This window comes from Kitasatospora sp. NPDC048545 (genome assembly GCF_040651155.1).
In the GTDB taxonomy this organism is placed as follows: Bacteria; Actinomycetota; Actinomycetes; order Streptomycetales; family Streptomycetaceae; genus Kitasatospora.
Window position 1 is genome coordinate 195,329 of the sequence record NZ_JBEZIQ010000007.1, and the last position, 15,824, is coordinate 211,152.

Annotated in this window: 15 protein-coding genes; 5 read left to right on the forward strand and 10 right to left on the reverse strand. The window is 74.4% G+C overall.

What is annotated here, in order from left to right; all coding sequences use genetic code 11:
* The first annotated feature begins 115 nt into the window (after positions 1–115).
* Positions 116–1,192 carry a helix-turn-helix domain-containing protein gene (locus AB0D10_RS10050; protein WP_360253839.1) on the forward strand — a complete coding sequence of 359 codons (1,077 nt, stop codon included), beginning with the start codon at positions 116–118 and terminating at the stop codon, positions 1,190–1,192.
* 20 nt (positions 1,193–1,212) lie between these two features.
* Here AB0D10_RS10050 and AB0D10_RS10055 read toward each other — a convergent pair whose 3' ends face one another.
* From AB0D10_RS10055 to AB0D10_RS10085, 7 genes are all read right to left on the reverse strand, one after another.
* Entirely contained in the window at positions 1,213–1,986 is a 774-nt protein-coding gene (locus AB0D10_RS10055) for a MerR family transcriptional regulator (RefSeq protein WP_360253841.1), read from the reverse strand.
* 177 nt (positions 1,987–2,163) lie between these two features.
* Positions 2,164–3,336 (reverse strand): hypothetical protein, encoded by a 1,173-nt coding sequence (locus AB0D10_RS10060; RefSeq protein ID WP_360253898.1) that lies wholly within the window; start codon positions 3,334–3,336, stop codon positions 2,164–2,166.
* 273 nt (positions 3,337–3,609) lie between these two features.
* On the reverse strand, positions 3,610–4,728 hold the full coding sequence (locus tag AB0D10_RS10065) for an LPXTG cell wall anchor domain-containing protein (protein ID WP_360253843.1): 1,119 nt from the start codon (positions 4,726–4,728) through the stop codon (positions 3,610–3,612).
* 403 nt (positions 4,729–5,131) lie between these two features.
* A complete protein-coding gene (locus AB0D10_RS10070) occupies positions 5,132–5,710 on the reverse strand; it encodes an NAD(P)H-dependent oxidoreductase (protein ID WP_360253845.1) in 579 nt (192 codons plus the stop codon).
* A gap of 174 nt (positions 5,711–5,884) precedes the next feature.
* Complete coding sequence (locus AB0D10_RS10075) at positions 5,885–6,769, reverse strand: NAD(P)-dependent oxidoreductase (protein ID WP_360253847.1); 885 nt, start codon at positions 6,767–6,769, stop codon at positions 5,885–5,887.
* Positions 6,770–6,962: 193 nt separating this feature from the next.
* Positions 6,963–7,388 (reverse strand): hypothetical protein, encoded by a 426-nt coding sequence (locus AB0D10_RS10080; protein WP_360253849.1) that lies wholly within the window; start codon positions 7,386–7,388, stop codon positions 6,963–6,965.
* 222 nt (positions 7,389–7,610) lie between these two features.
* On the reverse strand, positions 7,611–8,171 hold the full coding sequence (locus AB0D10_RS10085; RefSeq protein WP_360253851.1) for a heme-binding protein: 561 nt from the start codon (positions 8,169–8,171) through the stop codon (positions 7,611–7,613).
* Positions 8,172–8,599: 428 nt separating this feature from the next.
* Here AB0D10_RS10085 and AB0D10_RS10090 point away from each other — a divergent pair, with 428 nt between their 5' ends.
* Positions 8,600–9,763 (forward strand): sensor histidine kinase, encoded by a 1,164-nt coding sequence (locus AB0D10_RS10090; protein WP_360253900.1) that lies wholly within the window; start codon positions 8,600–8,602, stop codon positions 9,761–9,763.
* Positions 9,764–9,836: 73 nt separating this feature from the next.
* Positions 9,837–10,484 (forward strand): response regulator transcription factor, encoded by a 648-nt coding sequence (locus tag AB0D10_RS10095; RefSeq protein ID WP_360253853.1) that lies wholly within the window; start codon positions 9,837–9,839, stop codon positions 10,482–10,484.
* A gap of 548 nt (positions 10,485–11,032) precedes the next feature.
* Here the strand turns inward: AB0D10_RS10095 and AB0D10_RS10100 are convergent.
* Entirely contained in the window at positions 11,033–11,512 is a 480-nt protein-coding gene (locus AB0D10_RS10100; protein WP_360253854.1) for a hypothetical protein, read from the reverse strand.
* 328 nt (positions 11,513–11,840) lie between these two features.
* On the opposite strand from AB0D10_RS10100, the gene AB0D10_RS10105 reads away from it, so the two are divergent.
* Entirely contained in the window at positions 11,841–12,623 is a 783-nt protein-coding gene (locus AB0D10_RS10105) for an alpha/beta hydrolase (protein WP_360253856.1), read from the forward strand.
* Between the two features lie 192 nt (positions 12,624–12,815).
* Positions 12,816–13,931, forward strand: coding sequence for a nucleotide disphospho-sugar-binding domain-containing protein (locus AB0D10_RS10110; RefSeq protein WP_360253858.1), 1,116 nt, complete (start codon positions 12,816–12,818; stop codon positions 13,929–13,931).
* A gap of 97 nt (positions 13,932–14,028) precedes the next feature.
* On the opposite strand, the gene AB0D10_RS10115 is transcribed toward AB0D10_RS10110, so the two are convergent.
* Together AB0D10_RS10115 and AB0D10_RS10120 are read right to left on the reverse strand one after the other, a co-directional pair.
* Positions 14,029–15,165 (reverse strand): M20 family metallopeptidase, encoded by a 1,137-nt coding sequence (locus AB0D10_RS10115; protein ID WP_360253860.1) that lies wholly within the window; start codon positions 15,163–15,165, stop codon positions 14,029–14,031.
* 116 nt (positions 15,166–15,281) lie between these two features.
* A complete protein-coding gene (locus AB0D10_RS10120; RefSeq protein WP_360253862.1) occupies positions 15,282–15,662 on the reverse strand; it encodes an ACT domain-containing protein in 381 nt (126 codons plus the stop codon).
* Positions 15,663–15,824 lie beyond the last annotated feature (162 nt).

Here is a 15,824-nt window from a genome sequence, read left to right on the forward strand (position 1 = left end):
CACCCATGGACGTGTGGCGGGGGTGGAGGTTGCAGGTGGGTTCGAAGAAATTTCCGAGGTGGCCGGGACGGCTACACTCACCGGCAATTCCGCCACCCGTGAGCAGGGGGTTCGCATGGCCGAGCAGGACGTCGAGGGCCCGGTCGGCACCGACGCGGAGACCGGGCCGCGCCGGCGCCCGGTGTCCGTCGCCATCGGGCGCCGGCCGGAGCCCGTGCACGACGTCGCGGTGTACGCCTTCGAGGGCATGGCGCCGTTCGAACTCGGCGTCGTGGTCGAGGTCTTCGGACTGGCCCGGCCCGAGCTGGCCGGGCTGCTGGCGACGCCCTGGTACGGGCTGAAGGTGTGCGCCGACCGGCCCGGGACAGCCCTGGACGCGGTGGGCGGCTTCACGCTGACCGCCCGGCACGGGCTGGACGAGCTGGCGGCGGCCGACACCGTGGTGGTGCCCGGGGTGCCGAACGCGTTCGGCGGCACGGTCTCCCCCGGGCTGGTCGCGGCGCTGCGCACCGCGCACGAGCGCGGCGCCCGGATCGTGTCGATCTGCTCGGGCGCCTTCGCGCTGGCCGCCGCGGGGCTGCTGGACGGCCGGGACGCGACCACCCACTGGCGGTACGCCGAGCTGCTCCAACAGCGCCACCCGGCGGTGCGGGTCAATCCGGACGTGCTGTACGTGGACAACGGCGACGTGCTCACCAGCGCGGGCAGCGCAGCCGGGATCGACCTCTGCCTGCACCTGGTCCGCCGGGACCACGGCGCCAGGGTGGCCAACGCCGTGGCCCGCCGCTTCGTGGTGGCGCCGCACCGGGACGGCGGGCAGGCCCAGTTCATCGAGGCGGCGGTCCGGCCGGTCGAGGAGGACGACGACGGCGTCGCCCGCAGCATGCAGTGGGCGCTGGACCACCTCTCCGCGCCGCTGACCGTCCCGGTGCTGGCCCGCGCCGCCCGGATGTCGGACCGCTCGTACCTGCGGCACTTCACCGCCCGCAACGGGACCAGCCCGATGCGCTGGGTCGTCACCCAGCGCATCGCGGCCAGCCTGCCGCTGCTGGAGTCACCGGACGGGACGGTGGAGGAGATCGCCGCGGCGGTCGGCTTCGAGAGCTCCGCGACCTTCCGGCACCACTTCGGCCGGGTGATGCGCACCTCGCCGACCGCCTACCGGCGCTCCTTCGGGCGCGGGGTGGCGTAGTCCCCGCGCGGTCCGGCGACTCAGGCCTGCTCGCGCCGGTCCGCGTTGGCGACGATGGCGTCGTGCAGCCACTGCGCCAGGCCCGGCGCGATCTCCTCGTACATGCTCGTCCAGCGCGGGTCGGAGACGTACAGGCCGGCCAGACCGCGGTGGATGGTGAACGTGCAGTCGTAGAAGTTCCGGCAGATGTGCTGCCGGTGCGCCTCGGCGAGGTCGGTGGCCACCCGGCCGTCGGCGGGCTCGCCGGCGGTGAGCGCCTCGGCCAGGCGGGTGTTGAGCCCGGTCATCTCGGCCTGGATCCGCTGCCAGTCGGCCTTGGAGTAGCTGCCGGTACGGCGCTGCGACTCGGCCCAGGCCTCGGTGTCGCCCCAGCGCTGCTCGGCCTCCTGCTCCCAGTCCTCCTGGTAGCCCTCGCCGAAGATCTCGAACTTCTCCTCCGGGGTCAGCTGAATGCCCATTCTCCGTGCCTCCATGGCGTGTTCGACGGCTGTGGCGAGGTCCTGGAGGTGCCTGATCCGGTCGGTCAGCAGTCGGTGCTGCCGCCGGAGGTGCTCGCTCGGGCTGACCGAGCGGTCGTCCAGGATCGCCGCGATCTCCTCCAGGGGGAAGCCGAGCTCGCGGTAGAAGAGGATCTGCTGCAGCCGGTCGAGGTCGGAGTCCACGTACCGGCGGTAGCCGGACCGGGTACGGCCGGCGGGGGACAGCAGACCGATCTCGTCGTAGTGGTGCAGGGTGCGGACGGTCACCTTGGCGATCTTCGCCACGGTGCCGACCGAGTAGCCCTCAGCGGTCATCGGAATTCCTCCCTGGTGCTGACCACCACCCTCGGCTCTCACGTCGCGTGAGGGTCAAGCCGCCATCGCGGGCACCTTCGACGGTGCCTTGGCGGGCCCCTTCGACGGTGCCTTGGCGGGCCCCTTCGCGGGGCCCTTCGCGGGCCCCGGCACCCGGCTTCCCCGGGCGCCGGGTCCTCAGGCGTCGGCGCCGACCAGCTCCCGCTCGCGCCGCCGGGCCGACCGGCGTCCGCCGCCGTCGCCCTGGGCGCCGGCCCGCGGCCGGCGGGGCTGCTGGGTGGGCCAGAGCAGCACGTAGGCGGCGGAGACCACCACGAAGGCGAGCCGGACGAAGCCGCGGGCCGAGTCGGACGGGAGCAGCAGCGTGCCGCCGTACAGCGCGGCCAGCGCGATCCAGCTCCACCAGGGGACGAGCCGCTTCTGCCCGACCGCGTCCCAGAGCAGGGTGCCGAGCAGGATCGAGGCCGTGTAGTAGGTGTAGACGCTCGGGTCGAGCAGGATCCGGGCGTCCGCGCCGAGCAGCACCACGGCCGGCCAGCGGCCGCGCCACACGGCGATGCTGCCGAGGCCCAGGCCGAGCGCGAACTGGGTCGGGCGGTCCCACCAGGGGGTGGCGGGGTCGGTCACCCCGAACCAGCGCAGCGCGGACGCGGGCTGGTTGGGGATGGTGAACTTGGCCGCCGCCATGGTGTCCAGGTTGCCCAGGTAGAACGGCAGCCAGGCGATCGCCACCAGGGCGGCGAACCAGAGCGCGGTGCGCAGCCAGGCGGGCCGGGGCAGCGCCAGGATCAGCGGGGCGAAGGCGATCGCCCAGGGCTTGGAATCGACCGCCAGCGCCAGGAAGATCGCGACCTGGGTGGGCTTGCCGCGGGCCAGGGCGTGTGCGGCGAGGGTGGTGAAGAACAGCGCGAGGACGTCGTCCAGGTGCGCGAAGCGGACCGACACCTCGACCCACATCGGGATGAAGGCCAGTCCGGCGATCAGCAGGCGCTGCTGGAGCCGGCGGTGGTTGGTACCGGTGCCCAGGTAGTAGAGGGCCGCGGTGCGGCCGACCACGACCAGCATCACCAGGCCGAGCGCGGCGCTCGCCGCCTCCGCGACCAGCTGGCCGGTGTGCGGCGAGAACGGGGCGGTGAGCCGGGCCGCGGCCAGGCTCACCGGGCCGATCTGCAGCTCCGGGTGATGGGCGTAGAGCGACAGTCCACCGTCGGACTGGCCGCTGAAGAGCAGCTGCTCGCCCTGGCGCAGGTAGTGCCAGGAGAAGCCGCCGCTCGGTTCGACCAGGAAGAACCAGAGCACCGTCCAGGCGACCAGCAGGACGTGGTGTCTCCGCAGTGGGAGACCCGCGATGCGCCCGGTCGTCGCCTCGTAGTCGGTGGTGGTCCGTGCCGTGCGTACTTCCCGCACCTGTCCTCTCCCCGCCGGTTCCGCCCCCCTCCGGCCGGACATCCTATGTGACGCAGGAGTACCGCCCGTGCCGCCCGCGTGTCCGTCCGGTGGACGGTGCGGGCGGCACGGGGGCACCCGGAAAACGGTTCCCCCAGGTCAGCCGCGCGCCGGCCGGGTGTCAGCCGCGCGTCGGGTCCCACCCCGGCCGTACCCCGGCCGGGCGTCGGCCGGGCGTCAGCCCTGCTGACCGGCCTTGCGACGGCGCAGCACCACGAGGGTGCCGACACCGGCCGCCAGGACGGCGCCGCCGGCGATCGCGATCCCGGTGGTGTCGTCGCCGCCACCGGTCTGGGCCAGGGACTTGTCCGCGGTGGCGGCGTCGGTCTTGGCCTTGCCGACCCCGCCCGGGGTGATCTTCGGCGGGGTGACGTTCGGGGGCTGGACCGGGAAGTCGATCGGCTGCGGGGCGTCGGCGCTGCCGGACGGCGCCGGGGCCTCGGTGGTGCCGGACGCGGACGGCGAGGCCGACGGCGAGGCGGTGCCGGAGGCCGTGCCGGTCGGCGCCGGGGTCGTCGGCCCGGTGGTCGGGGTCGAGGTGCCCGTCGCGGTGGATGTGGCCGTGGCGGTCGGCGACGCGGTCGACGAGTGGCTCGCGGTCGGGCTGGGCGTGCCGGTCTTGGTCGGGGTGGGGGTCGGGCTGGGCTTGCCGCCGCCGGCCTTGATGGTGAAGCCGGCGCCCTTGATGCCGTCGCAGCTGAAGTGCCCGTTGTCGTTCGCGTCGTTGGCGTCGGCGGAGAAGACCACCGGCACGACCCCGGCCTTGCCCAGCGGCGCGTCCTTGGTGAAGGCGGCGCGGACCTTGATGTCGATGCTCTTGCCCTGCGCGATGTAGAGCAGCGCGCCGTCGGCGGCGTCGCCGCTGTCGGTGATCCCGCCGAGGAACATCAGCACGGCGCTGTCGTCGCCGTCGCCGCCACCGGGGGCGATGGCGGCGGGCTTCCAGGTGCCGCCGCCGGGCAGCGAGGCCGGCAGCTGGTACTCGAGCTTGAGGTCCTTCGCCTTGAGCGAGCCCGCCTTGTTCTTGAACTTCAGCAGCGGGTAGGCGACGAAGTCGGTCTTGGTCGAGTTGTCGATCCGGTAGGTGAACTCGCGGGCGTCGTCACCGGCGAAGAAGGTCCCGGGGACACCGCGCACCGAGAGGTCGAGGCTCTGGTGCCCCGCCTTCTCGGCCGTGGCGGCGGCGGACGGGGAGCCGGTGGTGCCGACGGCCATGGCGCCCTGGGCGCCGGCCAGCACGAGCGAGGACGCGAGAGCGGCGGCGCCGGCGAGGGCGAGACTGCGACGTATGGACAAGGGAGACCTCACGGACGTTTCCGGGCGAGGCCCGGGCGCGAGGGGCGGCCGCAGACGCCGCGTCCCCCCGCGAAGCTGAAAGTGCGACGGAGAGTACCGAACGATCCGGCCGGTTCGGAAGGCGGGTGCCGCACTGTCACCCGGACGTGAAGGAGAGATGCCCGCTTCGTCCAACTCCGTCCGACTTCAAGGCTTTTGCGCTTTGCCAAATGATGACCGGAGGGTGACGGGTACACGCCCGAAGGACCGTACCGCACCCGCGGGCGGGAGCGGTACGGTCCGGATCGGTCGGGTGGTGCCGGATCGGCGGCGGACCGGCGTCCGGGCCTGCGGTCGACCGGTGCCCGGGGCGGGAACAGGATGCCCGGGGCGGGACAGGACAGTGCCCGGGACGGGACGGACGTCAGCCGGCGAAGAAGGACTTGGCCGCGATCAGCGCCCGCTCGTCGCGCAGCACGTCCCCCGGACGGCTGCCGTTGCCGAGCAGCACGCCGCCCCAGTGCATCGCCATGTACTCGGCGCTCAGCCGGAGCGCGCCGATCAGCGGCTCGGCGTTGTCGTCGGTGCCGCTGAGGGCGGTGACGCCCCACAGGGTGCGGCCACCCATCCGGGCGCGGAAGTCCAGCCCGGGGACCCGCATCCAGCCCGACCAGTGGTCGAGGTAGAGCTTGGCGTCGGTCGGCAGGGTGTACCAGTACAGCGGCGCGACGAGGACCACGTCGGTGGCCGCCAGGGTGGCGTCCAGCAGGGTCTTCGCGTGCCCGGTCGGCTCGGCGTACGTGCCGTCGCCGTCGTGCCGCTCGTCCCGGAAGGGCGGCAGCGGGTACTCGGCGAGCCGCAGCCAGCGCTGCTCGGCGCCCGCCGGCAGGCTCGACTCGGCGGCGAGCCGCGCGAGCCGGGCGGAGTTGCCGTCGGTGCGCGCGCTGGCGTCGAGGAACAGGAAACGGCGCGGCGCCTCGGCACCGGACGGCTGGTCGGACATCGGAACTCCCCCGGGTCAGTGGTGTGGACGGGGGTGCGAGCAGCGGCCGCGCGCCGGTTATTCCCCGTCCGCGCCCCGTCGGCCGGTCACCCGGGCGGTACGCCCGGGGTCACTCCGGCCGGTCCGCCGGGTCCCCGGACCGGTCGGCCACCATCCCGGGCGGTGCGCCCGGGGTCACTCCGGCAGTCCGGCCCGGCGACGGGCGACGGCGGCGACCGCCGCCCAGTCCTTGTCTCCGTCGCCGTGGGCCAGGGCGTCCAGGAAGGCGTCCCGCAGGATGCTGCCGAACGGCAGCGGCACGTGCCGCGCGGCGCCCGCCTCCAGGGCGAGGCCGACGTCCTTGAGCCCGAGCGGCAGCCGGAAGCCGGCCGGCTCGTAGCGGCGCTCGGCCACCATCGCGCCGTACCCGGAGTAGACCGGCCCGGGGAAGAGCGTGCCGGTGAGCATCTCGATCAGGTCGGTCGGCCGGACCCCGTTGGCGTCGGCCAGGCTGCATGCCTCGGCCATCGACTCGATCGCGCAGGCCAGCAGGAAGTTGACGCTGATCTTGGCGGTGTTGGCCTGCCGGGGGCTCTCACCGAAGTGCCAGGTGCGTTCGCCCATCGCGGCGAACAGCGGCTCGGCCCTGGTGAGCAGGTCCGCGGCGCCCGCGGTCAGGATGTTCAGCCGGCCCTCCGCCGCGACCGGCGGCCGGCCGAGGACGGGCGCGGCGACGTAGCCGATGCCGTGCTCGGCGTGCAGCGCCTCGGCCCGTTCGGCGAGCGCGAGCGAGACGGTGGCCATGTTGACGTGCAGGGTGGCCGCGGCGCCGTCCAGCAGGGCGGGGTCGAGCAGCAGGCGCTCGACCGCGTCATCGTCGGCGAGCATGGAGACGACCGTGTCGGCGGCGAACACGTCGGCGAGCGAGTCGGCCGCCTGCGCGCCCTCGGCGGCCAGGGCGGCCACCGGCCCGGGCGAGCGGTTCCAGACCCGTACGGCGTGACCGGCCCGCAGCAGACTGCCGGCCATGCCCCGTCCCATCGCCCCGAGCCCCACGAAGCCGACCGTCGTTCCGGTCATCGCCCACTCCCGTCACCGTTGCCGCTCACCTGCGGCCGACTGTACGTCAGGGGATCATCGGGCCCGGCCTTTCACGGAGAGCACCGGACGCACACGACGCACTGGACTCACGGCACGCCCGGCACGTACGGCACGTAGGGGACTGGTGGGACACGGACTCGCGGGACACGCCGACGCGCAGGGCGCCCGGAGCTCACGCGCAGGCGCGCGCCGGCATCCGGTCACGGTGCACGGCGGCCCCGCGCTCCAGCTCGGCGATCACCCGGCCGCGCAGCAGCTCGTACTGGGCCTGCAGCCGGCCGGGGCGGGCCGGGCGGGCGACCGGTCGGCCCGGCCCGACCAGTTCGTCCGGCCCGAACTGCTCGCGGGTGAGGTCGATCTCGAAGCCGGTGGCGAAGCGGTTCCACCAGTGGAGGTCCGTCCGGACCCCGTCGACGTACACCTCGCCCATCATCAGCTCGCCGCCGAGCAGGTCGTGCAGCACCATCGCCGTCACCCCGCACTGGCCGCGGGCGGGATTGTCGGGACGCCAGTGGGCCAGATCCTCGGGCGCACAAGTGTCGACACCCCAGGAGGAGCGGATCGCACGTTCGATGTCGTTGAGGGTCCACGCCGTCATACCGGGAAGCCTGCCACGCGGCACTGACAGCGGCAGCGGCTTTTCGAAGGGTCACCCCGTGTTCTGCGGCGACCCTCCCTGCGTTCACCCGAACGAGTCAATGAACCCGGTCGGTCGGCCATCCGGCGTCACGGGACGGCCGACCGGCCGGGTCGTCACCCCACCGACGGGCGACGGGGCCGAGGGGTCACCCCGCCGACGGGGCGGCCCTGCGGGGAGGGGTCACTTCGCCAGCGCGGCGACACCGGCCTGTGCGAACTGCTCGTCCAGGTCGCCGCTGGGCGCGCCCGCGACGCCGATCGCCGCGACCGGAGCGCCCTGCCACTGCACCGGGGCGCCGCCGGCCAGGAACAGCGTGCCCGGGATGTCCTTCAGGTTGGGGGCCTGGGCCAGGCGCTTGGCCAGCTCCGAGGTCGGCGCGTTCCAGGAGACCGCCGTGAAGGCCTTGCGCTCGGCCGACTCCGGAGCCTGCGGGCCGGCGCCGTCGCCCTTCAGCAGCACCCGGGTGACACCGTCCCGGTCGACGACCGCGACCGAGACGTGCTGGCCGGCCCTGGTCGCCGCGTCCAGGGCGGCCTGGGCGGCGCGGGTGGCGGCGTCGATGGTCAGGCCGGTGCTCTGCGCGAGGTTCTTGTTCTGGGTGTCGACCTTCACGGCAGCCGGGGCGGCCGGGGCGTCGGTGGTCTCGGCGCTGGCCGAGACGGCGCCCACGGTGGCGGCGGCGATCGCGGCGGCGGCGACGGTGCCGGTCAGCACCCGGGTGCGCACGGAGGTCTTCTTCATGGTCCAGCTCCTCAGCGGGTCTGCGGGGTGGGGTGGGGTGGGGATCGGGCGGCCGCCGGGCCAGGGGGCGCCCGGCGGCGTGCTTCGATCCTCCGCCCGGGGGCGGGCCCGCCACATCGACGGTCCGGCGCGTGCGTCCGGGCATGATGGAGGACTGCGGCGTCAACCGATCGGCTGATGCGGGACCGGGCCGGACGGGTCACCATCGAGGGATCGGTGCAGGTCAGTGCGGACCCACCGCCCGTACGCAGCCCGTGCGCCGCCCGTTCGACCAGGAGCCACCCGTGTCTCAGCCCCGCCCCGCCTCCGGTCGGCGCGGCGCCGGTCACGCCGATCGCACCGGTCAGGCCGGGCGGACCGAGGGCGCCGTCCGTCCGGGCACCGCCACCCGGGGCGCCCGGGACGCCGGAGACCCGGACGCCGGTCGGCTGGCGCTGCTGCTGGACTCCGCCTTCGTGGTGCTGCTCGCCGCCTCGCTCAACCGCTACCTCACCCACCACTCCGGCAGCCCCCAGGCCCCCTGGGTGATCGGGCTGAGCGCCGCCCTGGCCGTCGCCCAGCCGGCCGGCTCCTGGCTCGACCACCACCGTCCGACCGCGTCGGGCCGCGGCCGCCGCTGGCCGCTGGGGCTGGTGGTCGCACTGTGGGTGGTGCTGGTGCTGCTCGCGCCGAGCTTCGCCTGGTGCGCCGTCCCGCTGATCTACACCGCGCTGCGGGCGCTGCCCGCGAAGGCGGCGATCCCCCTGGTGGGTGCCCTGACGCTGCTGGTGGTGATCGCCGAGATCCGACTGCCCGGCGGGGCGGACGCCACGCTCGTCCTGCTGCCGCCCGCGGTCGCCGCGCTCGCCACCGGCGTCTTCCTCTTCATGGCCCGGCAGGGCGCCCGGCAGCGCGCGCTGATCGCCGACCTGGTCCGCACCCGGCGCGAACTCGCCGCCACCGAACGGCGGGAGGGCACGCTGGCCGAGCGGGCGCGGCTGGCGATGGAGATCCACGACACCCTGGCGCAGGGCCTGTCCAGCCAGCAGATGCTGCTGCAGGCCGCCGACCGCACCTGGGACGCCGACCCGGCGACCGCCCGCAGCCACGTCCGGACCGCCGCCGAGGTGGCCGCGCGGAACCTGGCCGAGGCCCGCCGCTTCGTCCACGACCTCGCGCCGGCCGAACTCGCCGACGGCCGTGCGCTCGACCAGGCGCTGCGGGCACTGGCCGACCGGGAGGCCGCCGAGAGCGGGCTACCGGTCCGCTTCCACCTGGACGGCACGGCCGTGCCGCTGCCCGCCGCCGCGCAGTCCGCCCTGCTGCGGATCGCCCAGGGCGCGCTGGCCAACGTCCGGGAGCACGCCGGGGCGTCGGCCGCGGCGATCACGCTGTCCTTCCTCGGTGACCAGGCGGTCCTGGACATCGCGGACGACGGGCTGGGCTTCGACCCGGCCGCCGCGGGCACCGGGGGCGGCCGCGGGTACGGTATGCCCGCGATGCGGGCCCGGCTGCGGCAGCTCGGTGGCACGCTGACCGTGGAAAGCACCCCCGGCGAGGGCACCGTGGTCTCCGCCGCAGTCCCCTTGGAGCACCGATTGGAGCACCGATGAGCCAGCGACGCGGGTCCGTCGACACGAGGCGTGCGGCGTGCGGAGCGCCCGCCGCACGGAACGGGGCGGACGCATGAGCACGGCTGCGTCCCGTACCGCGCCCGTCCGGCTGCTGGTCTGCGACGACCACGCGGTGGTCAGGGCCGGCCTGCTCGCGCTGCTCGCCAGCGCGGGCGACATCGAGGTGGTCGGCGAGGCCAGCACCGGGGAGGAGGCCGTCGCGCTGGCCGCCCGGCTGGAGCCGCAGGTGGTGCTGATGGACCTCCAGCTCGGTGAGGGCATCGACGGTGTGGAGGCCACCCGGCGGATCACCGCCGCCCCGGACGGGCCGCACGTCCTGGTGCTCACCACCTACGACACCGACGCCGACATCACCCGGGCGATCGCCGCCGGCGCCACCGGTTACCTGTTGAAGGCCGAGCGGCCGGAGGAACTGTTCGCCGCCGTGCACGCGGCCGCGCAGGGCCGGACGGTACTCTCGCCGCCGGTCGCCTCCCGGGTGATGGCGCAGATGCGGGCGCCGGCGCCGCAGCTCACCGAACGCGAGCAGGACATCCTGGTACAGCTGGCGCAGGGTCTGGGCAACCGCGAGATCGCGCGGGCGCTGTTCATCAGCGAGGCCACGGTGAAGACCCATCTGGGCCGGATCTACGACAAGTTGGGCGTGGACACCCGGGCGGGCGCGGTGGCGGTGGCCAAGGAGCGACGGCTGCTGCGCTGAGCCGTCCGGGGCCCCGCTGCCCCGTCCGAGCTCTCACGCCCCGCCTCTCCCGTCTCTCACCCCCGCCTCTCGCGCCCGGCCGCACCCCGGCCGCACCCCGGCTGCGCTGGGCGCTCGCGCGGTGTCGCTGCGTGCTGCCATGATGCTCGGAATGTCGGATTCCAGGCGGAGGCGCACACGGCCCCGCTCCGGCCCGGTTCACGCGGCCCGGCGGCCGGGTACGCCGGCGGGCGCACAACTGCCTGGTCCGGCGCCCTCCGGGCCGGTCCGTGCCGATCACCACAATGTGGATGTTTCGTGGATTTCACTATTGACAAACCAACCACGCGGTTTGTTAGCGTGAGATCAACGACGTCCCCGGGGGTGGGGACTCGCCGGGGCCTGTGCGGATCGCTCTCGCCGGAGGGTGCAGCCAGGGGGGACGGCGAGGCTGCCGGGGTGTCGGGGGGAGCGGCAGCGCCGAAGCCGCGCAGCGAGGCGGCGTGGAGCGAGTCCGGGGGGACTCGCTCCACGCCTCCCCCGGTCCCTTTTCGGCCTTCCGGCCCCGGCTACGCCAGCGCGCTCCAGTACGGACAGCAGACGTACGGCAACGGGGCCGGGCCGAGGCCCCCCTCTCCCGACAGCACCGGGATCTGCTCCGAGCGGGCCACCCCGGGTGAGCTCGCGGTCAGGCCAGGCTCGCCCAACTCCCCGAAGCAGAGCGCCAGTCGATAGCCGTCCCGAGTGGTCGCGGCGACTCCCGGACGGTCCCTGCCGGCGTTCAGCGAGGTGATCGTCCATCCGCTCCGGCGCCAGTGCTGCTCCACCACGTCCACCAGCACCGCCCGCCGGGGCAGCGAGACGACGGTGAGGATGTCCCGCCCCCGGGTGACGTACCAGAGCGCGGCCGACCCGCGCCCCGGCCGCGGCAGCCGCGCACCCGCCACGGGGGGCGCCTCCTGCCAGGCCGGCGTCGGGTCGATGGCGTCCAGGGTGTCCTGGAGCAGCGCCTCGCAGCGCCGGGCGGCATCGAGTTGATCGACCGTCACACCGCGCTCCACGCCGGGCCACCACGGCGCGGGCGCGATCGGCGCACCACCGGGGCGCCCGCCCGGGCTCCCGACGTTGAGTTCGGCACCACCTGACTGCACAGGGCCCTCCGTACTCCTCCCGGCGTTCAACCCGGGCTGGGATTCCGTCACTGCTTGGACGGTGGACGAGTACGGACAGTTCCACCCCTCACCGTTTCCGCATCCTCGCATTGCACTGCACGGTGCAGTTGAATCATTGCTCTGCACTGTGTAGTTTACTTCTTGTGCCGCCGGCAGGACCGACCCGCCGACCACACGGCACCACCGCCTTCGAGAGGACCCCGCCATGCCCACCATCACCGTCGGCACCGCCCGCATCCCCTACCGCGTCGTCGGCGACGGCCCCGACACCCTCGTCCTCGTCCACGGCACCGGCCCCGGCTCCGGCATGTGGGACGGCCTGCTGGACTCCTTCACCGACCGCTACACCGTGCTGCTGCCCGACCTCTCCGGCAGCGAGGCCGCCGAGGACGACGGCGCACCGCTCACCCTGGAAACCCTCGCTGCCCAGGTCAACGCCGTGATCGACGCCGCCGGCCGGGGCCCCGTCGACGTCTTCGGCTTCTCGCTCGGCGCCGTCGTCGCCACCGCGGCCGCCGCCCGGCGCCCCGAGCAGGTCCGCCGGCTGGTCGCCGCCGCCGGCTGGATCAGCGCCGAACAGGACGAGTACCTGCGCCTCTCCATGGCCACCTGGCTGTCGCTCGCCGACCACCCGGACGCCTTCGGCGGCTACGCCACCCTCACCGCCTTCAGCAGCGGCTTCCTCGACCGGATCGGGCGCGCCGCCGTCGAGGCCAACACCGCCTACATGCGGCCGACTCCCGGCACCCTGCGGCACATCGCCCTGAACCTCGCCCTCGACCTCACCCCGCTGCTCCCCCGGGTCCAGGCCCCGGCCCTGGTGATCGGCTGCACCCAGGACGCCACCGTCCCCGTGCAGAACGCGCGGCGCCTGCACGCCGCCCTCCCGGGCAGCGTCTACGCCGAGTTCGACACCGGCCACATCGTGCTCGCCGAGGAGACCGAGGCGTTCACCAAGACCGTCCGGGAGTTCCTCGACGCCGCGTGAACGGCGCCGCGGACACCGGGCGGACGACGGAGGCAGGGGCGGACGGCGGGGGTGCGGAGCACACCCCCGCCCGCATGACAAGCCCCTGCACAGAACGGCCGATAACCGCGTCCGGAGATCGGAATGAAATTGACTGAACGTCAACTGTCAAGGTGAGACTGCTTCGTCAGCTTCATTGGCAAGGAGTTCACCATGCGCATACTCTTCACCGGCCCCGCTGCGGCCGGCCACCTCTTCCCGATGGTGCCGACCGCCCAGGCGCTGCGCGCCGCCGGGCACGAGGTCCTGTTCGCCTGCGGGCAGCCGCTCGACCAGGTCCGCAGCGCAGGCTTCCCCGTCGTCGAGATCGGCGACGGCCGGGTCCTGCGGGAGCTGTTCGAGGAGCGGCTTCAGGGCAAGATCGAGTACGTCGCCCCGAACAGGTCGCAGGACGAGATCTTCGACATGGCGGCCGGGATCTTCGCGCACGCCTCCCGCCCTTCCGTCGACGGGCTGCTGGAAGCCGCCACCGAGTGGGGCGCCGACCTCCTCGTCCACGACTCCTTCCAGGCCGCCGCCCCGCTGGTGGCCACGCTGCTCAAGATCCCGTCGGTGGTCAACAACTTCGGGGTCAGCGCGGGCCTCCCCATGACCGGCCTGCTCGCCTCCCACTTCACCGACGTCTACGAGCGGCACGGCCTGGACGGCCCCGCCGCCTCCACCGCACTCAACGTCGGCCCGCTCGGCGGCGACCCGGACGGCCTGCCGATGCGCTACGTCCCCTACAACGGCGGCGGCATCGTCCCGACCGAGTTCCTCCGCCCCGCCGACCGGCCCCGGATCGTCGTCACCCTGGGCACCGTGCTCGCCGAACTCGACGGCGTCCGGGCGGTCGTCCGCCTGGTCGAGGCCGCGGCCGAGGTCGACGCGGACTTCCTGCTCGCGGTCGGCGGCGCCGACCTCGCCCCGCTCGGCACCCTGCCCGCCAACGTCCGCGGACTGCCCTGGGTCCCGCTCAACGAACTGCTCGGCCGCGCCGACGCGTTGATCCACCACGGCGGCTCGGGCACCATGCTGACCGCCCTCCAGGCCGGCCTGCCCCAGCTGCTCCTCCCGCAGGGCGCCGACCACTTCATCAACACCGAGGCCCTCACCGCGAGCGGCGCCGCGCTGAGCTCCGCGTCCGACGAGGTGGACACCCCCCTCCTCGACCGGCTGGTCACCGACCCCGACCTCCGCGACGCCGCCCACCGGCTCCGGGCCGAGAACGCGGCCCTGCCCGCCCCGGCCGACCTCGTCCCCGCCCTCGAAGCCCTCGCCACCCGCTGAGCCACGGCTCCGCGCACCGCACCACCGAACGCGACGGCCCGGCAGCCTCCCCGGCTGCCGGGCCGCTCCGTCCGTCCGCTCCGCCGGTCCGGTCGGGTCAGCGGTCGGCCGCGCGCGGCGCGCCGGCCGGGCCGAACTCCTCCCGGATCGCCTCCACCAGTCCGGTCACCAGCCGCGCCCGCGGCACCATCGCGTCGACCACGACGTACTCGTGGTCGGCGTGGGCACCGCCACCGACCGCGCCCAGGCCGTCGAGCGTCGGCACTCCCAGGGCGGCGGTGAAGTTCCCGTCACTGCCACCGCCGACCGCCACGCCCTCGACGCCCGGGAGCAGCCGGCGCGCCAGCCGGAACAGCCGCTCCGACGCCGACCGCGGCATCGGGGGTCGGCCAACGGCGCCCCGGACCACGATCTCGACCTCGTCGAGGTGCGGGCGCAGGTTCGCGAACGCCGACTCGATCCGCTCCTTCTCCCCCTCCGTCTCGACCCGGACGTCCACGGTCACCGTCGCCTCCGCCGGCACCACGTTGTCGGTGGTTCCCGCCGACGCCATGGTCGGCGTCACCGTCGTCCCGGCCTCCGGACGGCTCAGCGCCGCCAGGTCCAGCACCTGGTGTGCCGCCTCGACCAGCGCGTTGACACCCGCCTCCGGCTCCAGCCCGGCGTGCGCCGCCCGCCCCCTGACGGACAGTTCGAAGGTGCCGCAGCCCTTGCGCCCCGTCTTCAGGGCGCCGCCCTCCCCCGCCCCCTCGAACACCAGGACCGCGCCGCAGGCCCGGGCCCGTTCCTCGATCAGCGCCCGGGAGGCGCCGGAACCGACCTCCTCGTCGGCGGTCACCAGGATCTCCACGCCCGTCCGGTCGTCCAGCGCCGCCAGCCCGTGGACGGCCTGCACGAGACCACCGAGCATGTCGAACACGCCCGGCCCGGTCACCCGGCCCTGGTCCAGCCGGAAGGGCCGCCGGGCGAGCGTGCCGAGGGGGAACACCGTGTCGTGGTGGCCGAGCACCAGCACCCGGGGGTCCCCGCCGCCCGACCAGTGGACGTGCGGCCCCACCCTGCTCTCCACCAGGACGGCCCGCCCGCCCAGCCTGCGCTCGATCATCTCCGCGACGACCCCGGCGGAGGCCCGCAGCGCTTCCAGGTCACGGGACGGGGACTCGACCTCGACGAGCCTGCGCAGATCGTCGAGCATCTCCTCGACACGTACGTCGGCACTGCTGTGCATCGTCATCTCCCGGGCAGACGGGGCGGATCGCCCGCGCCGGGCGAAGAACCCCTCCATCGAACCCGGCCGCCCCCGCGCCACCGCACCCGGGGGCGGCCTCCCGCCCCGCCGGCCTCCCGCCGCTACTCCTCGACGCGGTGCCCGGCCGCCCGGAGGGCCGCGACCGCCCCGGCCAGCCGCTCCGCGGGCACCAGCACCAGGTCCGCGTCGTACGTCGACGCCACGAACACCGGCACCCCGGCCGCCGCCAACGGCGCGATCAGCCGCGACAACACACCCGGCAGGTCGAGCCCGTGCGCGCTGTCACCGCTGTAGAACGCCCTCCACCGCTCGACGGACGCGCCGTCCGCCCCCGCGTCCACCGCGCGCACCACCGTCAGCCCCTCCGGGGCCCGGACCAGCGAGACCCAGCGCGACGCCAGCGCCGCCCCCTCGTCGACCGCCCGCTCGACGCACAGGTCCCCCGCAAGAATGCGCAGCTGCTGCGCGCCCGCCGTAGTCACCCGCCGATCGTAGGACCGCCCGCCCCAGCCGGACACCCACCCGGGCCCCGAAGCGCACCGCAGAAGGCCGGACAACGCAAAAGCCGCAGGTCGTGTGACCTGCGGCTTTCGGTAGTGGAGCGGGCGACGAGAATCGAACTCGCGCTCTAAGCTTGGGAATCT

Bases quoted from the DNA above. Each gene is read 5' to 3' on its own strand.
- AB0D10_RS10110 (WP_360253858.1), top strand. From the start codon at position 12,816: ATGCGCATACTCTTCACCGGCCCCGCTGCGGCCGGCCACCTCTTCCCG.
- AB0D10_RS10085 (WP_360253851.1), bottom strand. From the start codon at position 8,171: ATGAAGAAGACCTCCGTGCGCACCCGGGTGCTGACCGGCACCGTCGCC.
- AB0D10_RS10080 (WP_360253849.1), bottom strand. From the start codon at position 7,388: ATGACGGCGTGGACCCTCAACGACATCGAACGTGCGATCCGCTCCTCC.
- AB0D10_RS10070 (WP_360253845.1), bottom strand. From the start codon at position 5,710: ATGTCCGACCAGCCGTCCGGTGCCGAGGCGCCGCGCCGTTTCCTGTTC.
- AB0D10_RS10115 (WP_360253860.1), bottom strand. From the start codon at position 15,165: ATGACGATGCACAGCAGTGCCGACGTACGTGTCGAGGAGATGCTCGAC.
- AB0D10_RS10075 (WP_360253847.1), bottom strand. From the start codon at position 6,769: ATGACCGGAACGACGGTCGGCTTCGTGGGGCTCGGGGCGATGGGACGG.
- AB0D10_RS10105 (WP_360253856.1), top strand. From the start codon at position 11,841: ATGCCCACCATCACCGTCGGCACCGCCCGCATCCCCTACCGCGTCGTC.
- AB0D10_RS10095 (WP_360253853.1), top strand. From the start codon at position 9,837: ATGAGCACGGCTGCGTCCCGTACCGCGCCCGTCCGGCTGCTGGTCTGC.
- AB0D10_RS10050 (WP_360253839.1), top strand. From the start codon at position 116: ATGGCCGAGCAGGACGTCGAGGGCCCGGTCGGCACCGACGCGGAGACC.
- AB0D10_RS10055 (WP_360253841.1), bottom strand. From the start codon at position 1,986: ATGACCGCTGAGGGCTACTCGGTCGGCACCGTGGCGAAGATCGCCAAG.